This window comes from Pseudomonas sp. xss_2 (genome assembly GCF_043104195.1).
Taxonomy (GTDB): Bacteria; Pseudomonadota; Gammaproteobacteria; order Pseudomonadales; family Pseudomonadaceae; genus Aquipseudomonas; species Aquipseudomonas urmiensis.
In genome coordinates, this window is sequence record NZ_JBICKL010000077.1 from 70,842 (window position 1) to 83,384 (window position 12,543).

A 12,543-nucleotide genomic window follows, 5' to 3' on the forward strand; every position below is an offset into this window, starting at 1 on the left:
CGAGGGCAAGGTTCGCCTGCGCGGGATCGGGGCTGGCGGCAGCTGCATGTTAACAGCCCACCAGGGGACACGGCTGCCCCTCAGCACTGCCTGGCAAGGCTGAGGCTAACGCAGCGCTTGGCCAACACCTGCGTGGGATCGACGAAGTGCACCTTGACTCCCTCGACCAACTGATCGCCGGCGCGCTGGATCAGCGGCAGCTCCGTGCAGCCAAGAATCAGTACTCGCGCGCCCTCGCGGACCAACTGGGCCGCCGCTGCCTGCAGATCGTCGACACAACGCCCCTGGGTAAATCCCGCCTTGACCCCATGCTCACCATAAATTGCGCGCATCAGCTGGGCCTGAGCCGTCTCGTCCGGCGTTTTCAAGGTGAGCCCCAAGCGTTCGGCCACCTGGTGATAGACCCCACTGTGCACCGTACCCGAAGTCGCCAGCAGGCCGATGGGCAGTTGGTCGCCATACGCCTCGCGGATCGACTTCAGGGTCTCTTCGAGCATATGGACGATGGGAACCGCCAAGTGCTCCTGGATCCGTTCGACATAGGCATGGGCGGTGTTGCACGGAATGGCGATCGCCTGGGCACCCTCGCGCTCCAGGCGCTTGCAGGTGGCGTACAGGGCCACGGTTGGATCGCTCTGGCCGTGCAGGAGATTGGCGGTGCGATCAGGGATCTGCGGGTTTTGCTCGACCACCAGCTTGATATGTTCCTGATCGCGCCCGGCGGGGGTCTGGCTGACCAGCTTGGCCATGAAGTCCACCGTCGCCGCTGGCCCCACACCGCCGACGATGCCGAGCTTGAACGGCGCGGGGCGTGGCCCGAGCGCAGCGCTGATGGCGAAGTCGGCATATACCTGGTTGGCGTCGAGCAGCGCCACGCCTCGGCGCTGCAGGTCATTGGCCAGCAGCGACAGTTCAGTCATGCCCGGCAGTAGCAGTTGAGCGCCTTGGTCCTGTAGTTCACAGCAGATCTGCTGCAGTGGCTCCAGCACCAACCCATCCAGGTAGCCGCGCTTGATGCCCTGGGCGCCGTAGACGATCTCCATCAACCGCGCCTGACTGCTCGCACTGGGGTAAACCAGCGGGTATTGCCCGGCAAAATGCCGTTCGAAGCTGCCGCAGGCGCGCACATAGTCCGAAGCCAGCACGCCCAGCCGCGCCCCTGGCGCAACGCGGCTGGCCACCTGCCTGGCAACGGCGTCGAACAGGTCGAGAATCGGTGTTTGCAGCTCCGCCTGCAATTCTTCCAGGACACTCTGGCTGGCGAAACACGGCACCAGCACGGCATCGGCGCCGCGCTCGGTGAAGCGCTGGCAAGCCTGGTAGACATACAACTTGCGCGATGTCAGGCGCGCCTGCGCGTCGAGCGGCAGCTCCAGGTCCTTGAATGGGTGTTGCTCGAACAACAAGTGGTAGCGCCCCTGATCGGCCAGCACTGGCTGGCTTTTGAGCAGCTTGGAGAACAGGTCGGCACCGGCCAGGGCGCCGAGGCCACCGATGATACCGAGCGTGCGCGAAGCTTCATGGGAAGGAGTGGGGTTCATGATCTGGCTCAGGCGTTGTGGGCAGCGAGGGTAGGTTGTTCAGCAGGCGCTTGTGGCTCGCCACGACGCGCCTCCAGGTTGGCGATCACTGCCGTGGCGATACTGTTGCCGACCACATTGGTCGCCGTGCGGGCCATGTCGAGGAACTGATCGATCGCCAGGATCAGCAGCAGCCCGGCTTCGGGCAGGTTGAACATCGGCAAGGTAGCGGCGACCACCACCACCGAAGCGCGAGCAACGCCGGCCATGCCTTTGCTGGTGATCATCAGGGTCAGCAAAATCAGCAACTGCTGGGTGAAGCTCAAATCGATGTTGTAGGCCTGGGCGATGAACAGGATGGCGAACGCCTGGTACATCATCGAGCCGTCCAAGTTGAACGAGTAACCCAGCGGCAAGACGAAACTGGAAACCCGCTTGGGCGCGCCAAATTTTTCCAGCGCATCGATGGTCTTGGGGTAGGCCGACTCACTGCTGGCGGTCGAGAAGGCCAGCAGGACCGGCTCGCGAATCAACTTGCCCAGGGTGAACACCGGACGGCCGAGGAACAGATAGCCCACCGCGAACAGCAGCGCCCACAGCAGCAGGATGCCCAGGTAGAACTGGCCGATCAGCTTGCCGTAGTCGAGCAGCAAGCCGATGCCCTGGGTGGTGACCGCTGCCGCGAGCGCGGCAAACACGCCCAGTGGTGCGCACAGCATGACGTAGTCGGTGATGCGGAACATGACCTTGGCCAGTTCATCGACCAGGTTGCCGATCGCGCTGTGCCCTTGGCGTTTGGCATAGGCCAGGGCCAGGCCGAAGAACAACGAGAACACCACGATCTGCAAAATCTCGTTGTTGGCCATCGCTTCGGCGATGCTGCGCGGGAACACATGGCCGATGAACGCCTTGAGGCTGAAGTCGCCGGCGTTGACCGCCGCCTGGCTGCCCACCGCCTGGCTGACGCTCAAGTCCAGGTGGGCGCCGGGCTGGAACCAGTTGACCAGCAACATGCCCAGCGCCAACGAGGCGAACGAGGCGCAGACGAACCAGGTCATCGCCCGCAGGCCGATGCGCCCGACCGAGCCGGAGCTGCCCAGGCTGGCGATGCCGCCGACCAGGGTGGCGAATACCAGCGGGGCGATGATCATCTTGATCATGCGCAGGAAAATGTCGGTCACCAGGCTGAAGTAACCGGCGATGCGTTGGCTGGCTTCGACACTCTCGGCGTAATGGTGACAGCACCAGCCGACCAGGATGCCCAGGACGATCGCCACGGCGATGTAACGGGGAAGTTTTTTAGGGTTCATCGCGACCTCTCTTGTTGTTAGCAGTCACCTCGGCTGGGTGACGCGAACAGATTAAGAGGGCAACCAGAGGGCGCTGATGAGATCGCGCCATAGTTTGATGCGAAAAGCGCATAGTTTTCGATTAGAGCCAATACACGCCGATCAGGCCGCTAACATTGAGGTTGTTCGGCTTAGTTCGCATCTTGCGTTCATATACCGCTACCCGCCTGTATCGCGAGACGCTGGCCAGTCGACTTAACATCCCGGAATCACTCCCTGCTTAGGCGCCCCATGCAAACCAAATGGATCGACGATCTGCTCGCTGTCGCGCAAACCAAGAACTTCTCCCGCGCCGCAGAAATCCGTTGCATCACGCAGTCGGCCCTATCGAGGCGAATTCGCTCGTTGGAAGAGTGGGTCGGCGTCGAATTGGTCGACCGCGGCACCTACCCGGTGCAGCTGACCCAGGCTGGGCAGACGTTCTGCGAGGAGGGCGGCGAAGCGTTGGCCACCTTCATGCAGTTGCGCTCGGTACTGCGCCGGGGCGAGCGCATGCCGGGGCGTTCGATCCAGGTGGTCGCCGGGCACACCTTGTCGATGACCTTCGTGCCACAGTGGTTCGCCGCCTTCCAGCGCCGTAACGGATACTTCAACGCGCGGGTGTTGGCCGACAACGTGCAAGAGGCGGTGATTGCCTTGGCGGAAGGCAACTGCGACCTGATGATCGGCTACAGCCACCCGCAGGTGCCGATCTTCCTCGACCCGGACAAGTTCGTCGGCCTGCGCCTGGGCAGCGACCGCTTCATTCCAGTGTCAGCGCCCGACGAGCATGGCCAGCCGCTGTTCTCCCTGCCCGGCACGAGCGCGCAACCGATTCCTTACCTGGGCTACACCGCGACCTCGTTTCTTGGCCGGGTGGTCGACGTGATCCTGCGCGCAGCGCCCCAGCCCTTGGCGCTGGAGCGCTTTCATGAAGCGGACATGGCCATGCACCTGTCGCGGATGGCCCGCGAGGGCTATGGCATCTGCTGGCTGCCGGAATCGGCCGCGCAGGATGAACTAGCCGCCGGCCGCCTGGTGCACGCGGGCGGCGCACAGTGGTGCGCAGATCTGGAGATTTGGTCGTTCAAGGCAACCGGTAACAGCAACCCGACCATGATCGAGTTGTGGCGCTCGCTGGAGAAGGATGTGCCGTGATCGGACCTGACCGAGCCGCATAGCGTCGGGTATGATGCGCCCCTCATCACTCCAAGAGGCCTGCCCCATGTCCCTGAGCGCTGCACAGATTGGCGAATTCCGCGCCTTTGCCGAACAGTTGGCCGATGCCGCCGCTGCGGCGATCCAGCCGTATTTCCGAGCCAGCCTGGACGTCGAGGACAAAGGCGGACGCCTGTACGACCCCGTGACCGTGGCCGACAAAGCGGCAGAAGACGCCATGCGTGCGTTGATCCAGGCGCGCTATCCCGAGCACGGCATTCTTGGCGAAGAGCAGGGCGTGGCAGTAGGCAGCAGCCCCTTGACCTGGGTCCTGGACCCGATCGACGGCACCCGCGCGTTCATTACCGGCCTGCCGCTGTGGGGCACGCTGATAGCCTTGAACGACGGTGAGCGCCCGCGCGTGGGGGTGATGAACCAGCCGTTTACCGGCGAGCGCTTCGTCGGTACCCCTGAAGGCGCTTGGCTGGGCAACGCTGCACTGAAGACCCGCGCCTGTAGCGACCTGGCCTCGGCGACCTTGATGTGCACCACGCCGGACATGTTCGATACCCCGGCGCGCAAGGCGGCCTTCGAAGCGGTGGCTGGCCAGGCGCGCTTGATGCGCTATGGCGGTGATTGCTACGCCTACTGCATGCTCGCCTCGGGTTTTGTCGATGTGATCGTCGAGGCCAGCCTGCAGCCGTATGACGTGCAGGCACTGATGCCGATCATCGAAGGGGCGGGCGGGGTGATTACTGCGTGGGACGGTAGCTCGGCGCAGAACGGCGGTTGTGTGGTGGCGTGTGGCGATCCGGCGTTGCATGCCCAGGTGCTGGAGCTGTTGCGCCACGCGATGTGATGCGTGGCCTTCACTGCACTTTTTCAACATTCCGCGCTCTATGTCTGGTCAGGCTGAGCCGATCCCCGGCCCCGTCGTTGATCTCAGACCCCGGTGCCAATGGTTGTCCCAGTCTCCCGACATTGCTCGCGCCTGCTGCTGGCAGGCGCCCTGATCGCCCTGTGCGCCTGCACCCAGCAACAGGGGCGCGACATCGTCAGCCAGTTCGGTGACGGCAAGCCCAGCGAGTTGTTCCAGACCAGCGTCGACCGCATGGCCACGCTGTCGATGCGCGACAATCTGCAGAGTTTGTACCTGCTGATGAACAAGCTCTACCTGCGCAATCCCAGCCAGTGGAAACAGTCCGGCTACCTCGATGCCGCTACCGCCGAGCGGCAGATTCGAGTGGCGATCGAGCAGCGCCAGCCCTTGGCGCAGTTGGGCGAGCGGCGTGACCTGGCGGCCTTGAGCTATGCCTTGAGCCCCGAGTTCCGGGGCGATCGGGTGGGTGCCTTCATCTACGCCATTGGCAGCATGATCATCACTGCCCACGGCGGGCGCACCGAGTTCTACATGACCGATGCGATTGACCCGCTGTTCGTCAACAACGCCGCGCGCAACATCGAAAAAGCTACCTGGATGCTCAGCCAACGCCAGGATGCCAATGGTGTGTTGCTGCTGTTTTCCAATGAGATTTCCGAGGAGGGCAGTAACCTGAGTTTTGCCGTGGAGTTCGGCAAGATCGTCGCGCGCCTGGATCTGCTGGCACAGATGCTCGACGAGCGCTATCGGCGGATTGGCCTGAATTATGCGCAGAGCTTGTTGCTGATGAATTTCTTGCCGGTTCAGTGAGAGCTCAAAGACCCACGTATCGCTATCAAAGCAATCCGCGAATCGCCTGCTGATAGCGCTGCCCAGCCAAACGCATGCTGTTGTTATGGCTCGCCCCCGGCACTAGCAACAAGCTCTTGGGCTCCTGCGCCGCTTCATACAACTGCTCACTAAAGCGCGGCGGGACGAATCGGTCATCCTGCCCATGCACCAGCAACACCGGCATGCCGACATCCTTGATCTTGTCGATCGAGTCGAACTTCTGCGACAGCAACCAGCGCACCGGCAGCGCGGTGTCCGCCACTGCGGCGGCGACATCGCCCAGGGAGGTGAAGGTCGACTCCAGGATCAAACCACGAGCGGCAGCGGGGGCACCGGCGCTCTGCGCCTGGCGCGCCAGTTCTGCGGCCAGCTCAACGGCCACCGCGCCGCCCAGCGAGTGGCCGAAGATCAGCCGCTTGTCGCGGTCTGGCTGCAGTTGGGCGAAGCGCTCCCAAGCGATGCGCGCATCCTCGTAGACGGTCGCCTCCGACGGCAGATCGCCCCGGCTCTGGCCGAAGCCGCGGTAATCCACGGCTAACACCGAATAGCCCATGGCATGCAGTTGCTCGATACGAAACAGCTGCCCGGTGAGGTTCCAGCGCACTCCGTGCAGGTAGAGGATGGCGGGGGCATCGGCGCGCCGCGCCGGCCACCACCAAGCGTGCAGGCTTTGATTGTCGGCAAAGCTGCGCGGGCGCAATTGGAGTTCCTGGACGCCTGCCGGCAGGCCGTGGAACCAGCTGGCGTTACCGGGTTCGATGCGAAACACCAGTTCGCGCTCTTTGTGTTGCAGCACGGCGCAGCCGGTCGGTAGGCCGACCAACAGCAGGGCCACGCACAGCCAGCTGAGCCAGCGGCGTTTGATATGATTGAGCAGGAGCGTTGACATGAGGGGCGTTTTAGCAGAAGCCGTAGCGGGTTTGTCGGGGAAATTGCCCAGTGGCGTAGTCGGATGATTTCAGGTTGTGTCAGTCAGCGCCTCAGAGGCAACTAACCCGCTTGTTGCTCCCCAGGCTGCTGGTACTGCCCCAACAACCAATCGCGCAAGCGCCGGCAACTGGAGTCATGCTCCTTCTCTTCGTTGAACGCCAGGTAGTGGAAGGTATCCTTGAGCACCAGCTCATGCGGCACCGGCCGCACCAACAGGCCGCGCTCGACCAGGGTTGCAACCAGATGATGCCAGCCCAGCGCCACCCCTTGATGATTCTGCGCAAGCTGCACCAGCAGGTTGTAGTCGTTGGCGTTGAAGTAGTGCGGCGCCTGGCTGGCGCGGCGCTTGAGGTCGATATTGTGAAAGGCCAGCCAAACGTCCCAGTCGACATGCTCGGCCACTTGCGAGCGGCCGTAGGGGCTGAGGTTGAGCAGTGCGGCATCGCGGATGTTTTCCAGCGTGCACAGCTCAGGGTGTTGTTCCAGGTACTGCGGTGAGCAGATCGGGTAGACCACATCATGGTTGAGCGCCAGGCAGCGGTAGCCGTCGTGGATCTTGCCCAGCTTGGTGATGAAGATATCCGGACGCACCCCAGGCTCCATCGACAGGAAGTTCTGGGTGGTGATCAGGTTGATGTCGATGTCTGGATGTTGTTCGAAGAACAGTGGCAGGCGCGGTGCAAGCCAGAGGTTGGCGAACGCCGGCGAGCAGCACAGGGTCACCACGTGCTTGGTGGTGGTGTTGCTGCGAATGCGCTCGGCCGCCTGGGAAATATTGACGAACGATAACTGCACCGCATCGAAGAAGATCGAACCGGCCACGGTCAGCTCAACGGCGCGGCCTACCCGGGTGAACAGCTGCGCGCCAAGGTGCGCTTCCAGCTCGCGAATCTGCCGGCTCACGGCGGCCTGGGTCACGCACAACGCTTCGGCGGCACGGGTGAAGTTCTGATACTTGGCGGCCGCGACGAACACCTTCACCGCGCGTAGCGACGGCATCTTGATCAGGGTCTGATCGGGCTCGGTATGTTTGACCATGAGGGCAGACCAGATCCTTGCTGTCGGCGGGGCGGGCTGACCACTGTAGCGATTAAGCAGTGAGGTGGTAAACCACGATCGCCGCCCTGGCCATATTGATAACCCCAGGTAATGGTTTGCGCCCTGCAAATGTCGTTGGACCCGCTATTCGCCGAGGCCTAACGTTAACTCAACGGCGCGGCATTGAAGCGATCGATGTCGATAATTTTACAGCAGGAATTTCTGCGTGCCGGGTTGACTCCACGTTCCGATTTGAACGACTGCCAAGCGTCCTCGTACTGACATTCAACGCCTGCACGGCGTGCCAGTGCGAAGTGTGAATTTGGTTATAAAGATAATAAAAGAGGGTCGTATGAAGCTGGCCGATGAAATTCTCTCGGTGAACAACATCTTCAAGGTGTTTGGTCCCAACCCGGACCTGGCCATGCAGATGTTGCGCAAAGGCGCCGACAAGCATGAGATCTTCAGCAAGACCGGCCATGTGGTCGGCGTGTTCGATGCAAGCTTTGCCGTCAAGCGTGGCGAGATCTTCGTCATCATGGGCCTCTCCGGCTCCGGTAAGTCGACCATGGTGCGGCTGTTCAACCGCCTGATCGAGCCTACCTCTGGCAGCATCCACCTCAACGGCCGGGAAATCACCGGGCTATCCGACAAGGAACTGCTCGATGTGCGCCGCAAGGAAATGGGCATGGTGTTCCAGTCCTTTGCCTTGATGCCCCACATGAGCGTGCTGCAAAACACCGCCTTTGGCCTGGAAATCGCCGGGGTCGCCGAGCAGGAGCGCACTCGCCGTGCTCGCGAAGCGCTCAGCCAGGTCGGCTTGGCCGGGCACGAGCACAGTTACCCGCACCAGCTGTCCGGCGGCATGCAGCAACGCGTTGGCCTGGCCCGGGCACTGGCCAACGATCCGACCATCTTGCTCATGGACGAGGCCTTCTCCGCCCTCGACCCGCTGATCCGCAGTGAAATGCAAGGCGAGCTGATCCGCCTGCAGGCCGAGCAACAACGCACCATCATCTTCATTTCCCACGACATCGAAGAAGCCATCCGCATCGGCCATCGCATCGCGATCATGGAAGGCGGCAAAGTCGTGCAGATCGGCACCCCGCAAGAGCTGATCAACCAGCCCGCCAACGACTACGTGCGCACCTTCTTCAAGGGCTTTGACAGCTCGCGCGTGCTCAAAGCCGGCGATGTCGCCGAGTTCGACCCAGAGCTGGTCTGCCGGGTCAACGGCAAGGCGCCACGCTTCAGGGCCGGGGTGCCGTTCGGCTACCTGGTAGACGAGTGCGGGCAACTGCTGGGTGTGGTCGATACCGCTGCCGACGGCGCCGCGGCCACGGATCGCTACAGCCTGCACGAACGGCAACCGGTATACACCGACACGCCGCTGCACGAGGTGCTGGATATCGCCGCCACGCTGCCGTACCCGGTGCCGGTCCTCGACCGCGAGGGTGCGCTCAAAGGCACCTTGTCGAAGAACCAGCTGCTGCAGACCCTGAGCCGCCACTGAGCGTCAGCGACCCTTGCCGAGGTAAGCCCTAATGTCCGAATTCAGTCTGCTCGACCCGTTCCAGTCGGCCACCATACCGCTGGGTGACTGGGTGCAAGCCACCCTTAACTTCCTGGTGCACAACTTCCGCGATGTGTTCCGCGCCATTCGCTGGCCGATCGACCAGGTGCTCAATGGCATCGAGATGATCTTGCAGAGCATCCCGCCGAGCATCGGCATCCTGCTTTCGTCCCTGCTGGGTTGGCAGCTGGCGGGCAAGCGCATGGCCCTGTTGTGTTTTGTGACCTTGACCCTGCTGGGCCTGATCGGCGTGTGGTCGGCATCGATGACCACCCTGGCGCTGGTGTTGACCTCGGTGTTCTTCTGCGCCGTGATCGGCATTCCGCTGGGCATCTTCTGTGCGCGCAGCAATCGCCTGGAGCAGGTGGTGCGGCCGGTGCTCGATGCCATGCAGACGCTGCCGGCGTTCGTCTACCTGGTGCCGGTGGTGATGCTGTTTGGCATCGGCAACGTGCCTGGGGTGTTGGTCACCATCGTATTTGCCTTGCCGCCCTTGGTACGCCTGACCAACTTAGGCATTCGCCAGGTGCCGGAAGACAAGATCGAAGCCGCCCGTGCCTTTGGCTGCACGCCCCGGCAGATGCTGACCCGGGTACAACTGCCGCTGGCCACCTCGACCATCATGGCCGGCCTCAACCAGACCCTGATGCTGTCGCTGTCGATGGTGGTGATCGCCTCGATGATCTCGGTCGGCGGTTTGGGGCAGATGGTCCTGCGCGGCATTGGCCGACTGGACATGGGCCTGGCCACGGTCGGGGGCATGGGCCTGGTGTTGCTGGCGATCTTCCTCGACCGCCTGACCCAGGCCATGGGCGCCCGCAGCAGTGCCGACCCGAGCCTGCGCTGGTACCACACTGGGCCCGTCGGCCTGGTCCTGCGCCTGTTTGGCGCAGGGCACGCAGAGCGGCGCAAGACCGCCTGAGACAGACACATTCGAACTGCCGCACGTGAACATAACAAGCAGAAGAAGGTACGCGACGATGTACGAATCGAAGTTCTCCCGCAGCATCCTGCAATGCACCTGCGCGCTGTCTCTGGTCGCCACCGCCCTGTGCGCCAATGCCTCGGCCGAGCGGCCGGGCGAGGGCGTCAAGGTCACGCCGATCTTCCCCTCGATCGCCGAAGAGCGCTTCCGTGGCGAAGTCGCCATGCAAGGCCTGCGCGAGCTGGGCTACAAGGTGCAGGAGCCGAAAGAAACCGAGTACGGGGTGATGATGGTCGCCCTGGCCAACGGCGATGCCGATTTTACCGTGCACCTGTGGGACAAGTTGCACGACAAGTTCTACCAGCAGGCCGGTGGCGATCAGGTGATGGTCAAGGCCGGCGACATCATGCCCGGCGTGCTCCAGGGTTACCTGATCGACAAGAAAACCGCCCAAGCGCACAACATCAAGTACATCACCGACCTGAACAAGCCCGAAATCGCCAAGCTGTTCGACACCGACGGCGACGGCAAGGCCAACCTGACTGGTTGCAACCCAGGCTGGGGCTGCGAGCTGGTGATCTCCCACCACATCAAAGCCTATGACCTGGACAAAACCGTACATGTCGACCAGGGCTCCTACTTCGCCCTGATGGCCGACACCATCACCCGCTACAAGGAAGGCAAACCGATCCTCTATTTCACCTGGGTGCCACAGTGGATCTCCACGGTGTTGGTGGAAGACAAGGACGTGGTCTGGCTGGAAGTCCCGAAAACCGATCTGCCCGATGGCAACAACGCGGTCGACACCATGTACCAAGGCAAGAACCTCGGTTTTGCCGTGGACAAGGTTGAAGCGGTGCTGAACAAAGACTTCGCCGAGGAAAATCCGGCCGCTGCCAAGTTCCTCTCGCTGATGCAGCTCACTACCGCTGACGAAAGTGCGCAGAACTTGAAGATGCAGCAGGGCGAGAAGAAACCCGCCGACATCGAGCGTCACGCCAAGGAGTGGGTCGTAGCCCATCGGCAGCAGTTCGACCAATGGCTGTCGGCCGCCCGCGGCGCCGCCAGCCAGGCGAGCAAGTAACGGTCGTTTCCATCCGCCCCGGTAATGCCGGGGCACAGGCTGGCGGTGGAGTTGAGCCATGAGTCATTTCGAAAGCGTATTGAAGAACAGCAACCTGGCCCACCTCGATCCGGCTGGCCGCACGGCCTTGGCCCTGCCATGTCGGCGGGTGGCGTTTGTCTTGCGTGAGCACTTTTCCATGATGGCCTTCACAGCGGCCATGGACACCTTGGTCACCGCCAACCTGATGAGCGCCACGCCGCTGTTCCAGATCCTGGTGGTGGGCGAGGGCGCCCAGGTCATGAGCGACCTGGGAATTGCCCTGCCAGTCAATACTGCCCTGGCCGATCTCGAAGGGCAGGGTCTGGATGTACTGCTGGTGTGTGGCGGTTTTCGGGTTCGCTTGGAAAGCAGCTCCCTGCTGCGCGGCAAACTGCGCCAGGCCGATCTGCATGGGGCGCTGTTGGGCGGTTTGTGGAATGGGGCGTACTTTCTGGCCGAGGCTGGCCTGCTCAACGACCACGACTGCGCGTTTCACCCCGATGGTCGGGCGATGCTCAACGAGCTGTTCCCGCAGGTGCGGGTCAGCCGCCAGGCGCATGTGCTGGATCGGCGGCGCATGAGCTGCGCGGGGGCCAGCAGTGCGCTGGACATGATGCTTGGCTTGCTCGAACACAGTGGCGGCGAAGGCTTGCGCCGGGCGGTCGAGCAGATGCTGGCTTGCGATCGTTCGCGGGTGTTGAGTGATATGCCGGCTGCTGCGCCGGATATCGACCCAACGCTACCGCGTGGGGTGCGATTGGCGCTGGAGTTGATGCATGCCAACATCGAAGACCCTATCGGCATCGATGAGATTGCGCAGCATGCAGGGCTGTCACGGCGCCACCTGGAGCGGTTGTTCCGCCGCCATGTGCAGGCAACGCCGCCCCGGTATTATCTGGAACTGCGCCTGACCCATGCGCGGCAGCTGTTGCAGCATACGAGCAAGTCGCTGACTGAAGTGGCGGTGGCCAGCGGCTTTGTCAGTTTTCCGCATTTTTACCGGCGCTTCCGTGAGTTGTTCGCCATTGCGCCCAGGCAGTTTCGCGCCCGCAGTCAGGGCTGGGCGGGGCGGCCAGAGGGCGCTGTGCACTGATAGATGGGTATGCTCGGCTGGCCTCTTCGCGGGCAAGCCCGCTCCCACAGGGATCTATGTTGCAGTGGTTTTTTTGCTGTGCCAGCACAACCCATTGTAGGAGCGGGCTTGCCCGCGAAAAGGCCAGCCCTGACACCCCGCAAGGCCGAATATGCACACATC

General features: G+C 62.7%; 11 protein-coding genes. 7 read left to right on the forward strand and 4 right to left on the reverse strand.

The features are described from left to right. Positions 1 to 80: 80 nt before the first annotated feature. Both ACF8K2_RS18970 and ACF8K2_RS18975 read right to left on the reverse strand, forming a co-directional pair. A complete protein-coding gene (locus ACF8K2_RS18970) occupies positions 81 to 1,541 on the reverse strand; it encodes an aspartate/glutamate racemase family protein (protein WP_392466886.1) in 1,461 nt (486 codons plus the stop codon). Positions 1,542 to 1,549: 8 nt separating this feature from the next. Further along, positions 1,550 to 2,830, reverse strand: a complete 1,281-nt coding sequence (locus ACF8K2_RS18975; RefSeq protein ID WP_186554537.1) for a dicarboxylate/amino acid:cation symporter — start codon at positions 2,828 to 2,830, stop codon at positions 1,550 to 1,552. 270 nt (positions 2,831 to 3,100) lie between these two features. Here ACF8K2_RS18975 and ACF8K2_RS18980 point away from each other — a divergent pair, with 270 nt between their 5' ends. The 3 genes from ACF8K2_RS18980 to ACF8K2_RS18990 all read left to right on the forward strand — a co-directional run bounded on the left by ACF8K2_RS18980 (position 3,101) and on the right by ACF8K2_RS18990 (position 5,696). Beyond that, positions 3,101 to 4,006, forward strand: coding sequence for a LysR substrate-binding domain-containing protein (locus tag ACF8K2_RS18980; RefSeq protein WP_186554536.1), 906 nt, complete (start codon positions 3,101 to 3,103; stop codon positions 4,004 to 4,006). Between the two features lie 67 nt (positions 4,007 to 4,073). Continuing rightward, on the forward strand, positions 4,074 to 4,865 hold the full coding sequence (gene hisN, locus ACF8K2_RS18985; RefSeq protein WP_392466890.1) for a histidinol-phosphatase: 792 nt from the start codon (positions 4,074 to 4,076) through the stop codon (positions 4,863 to 4,865). Between the two features lie 99 nt (positions 4,866 to 4,964). Next, positions 4,965 to 5,696, forward strand: coding sequence for a hypothetical protein (locus tag ACF8K2_RS18990; protein WP_264233010.1), 732 nt, complete (start codon positions 4,965 to 4,967; stop codon positions 5,694 to 5,696). 25 nt (positions 5,697 to 5,721) lie between these two features. Here ACF8K2_RS18990 and ACF8K2_RS18995 read toward each other — a convergent pair whose 3' ends face one another. Together ACF8K2_RS18995 and ACF8K2_RS19000 are read right to left on the reverse strand one after the other, a co-directional pair. Further along, positions 5,722 to 6,606, reverse strand: coding sequence for an alpha/beta hydrolase (locus ACF8K2_RS18995; protein ID WP_392466893.1), 885 nt, complete (start codon positions 6,604 to 6,606; stop codon positions 5,722 to 5,724). 101 nt (positions 6,607 to 6,707) lie between these two features. After that, positions 6,708 to 7,685 carry a LysR substrate-binding domain-containing protein gene (locus tag ACF8K2_RS19000; protein WP_392466896.1) on the reverse strand — a complete coding sequence of 326 codons (978 nt, stop codon included), beginning with the start codon at positions 7,683 to 7,685 and terminating at the stop codon, positions 6,708 to 6,710. A gap of 352 nt (positions 7,686 to 8,037) precedes the next feature. On the opposite strand from ACF8K2_RS19000, the gene proV reads away from it, so the two are divergent. From proV to ACF8K2_RS19020, 4 genes are read left to right on the forward strand one after another with little or no spacing between them, the layout of a single operon-like run. Further along, entirely contained in the window at positions 8,038 to 9,198 is a 1,161-nt protein-coding gene (gene proV, locus ACF8K2_RS19005) for a glycine betaine/L-proline ABC transporter ATP-binding protein ProV (protein ID WP_392466899.1), read from the forward strand. 31 nt (positions 9,199 to 9,229) lie between these two features. Next, complete coding sequence (gene proW, locus ACF8K2_RS19010; protein ID WP_186554530.1) at positions 9,230 to 10,180, forward strand: glycine betaine/L-proline ABC transporter permease ProW; 951 nt, start codon at positions 9,230 to 9,232, stop codon at positions 10,178 to 10,180. Between the two features lie 58 nt (positions 10,181 to 10,238). Then, positions 10,239 to 11,267 (forward strand): glycine betaine/L-proline ABC transporter substrate-binding protein ProX, encoded by a 1,029-nt coding sequence (gene proX, locus ACF8K2_RS19015; RefSeq protein ID WP_392466901.1) that lies wholly within the window; start codon positions 10,239 to 10,241, stop codon positions 11,265 to 11,267. Between the two features lie 58 nt (positions 11,268 to 11,325). Then, the gene (locus tag ACF8K2_RS19020; RefSeq protein WP_392466903.1) at positions 11,326 to 12,381 is read left to right on the forward strand and encodes a GlxA family transcriptional regulator; all 1,056 of its coding nucleotides are present in this window, start codon (positions 11,326 to 11,328) and stop codon (positions 12,379 to 12,381) included. Positions 12,382 to 12,543 lie beyond the last annotated feature (162 nt).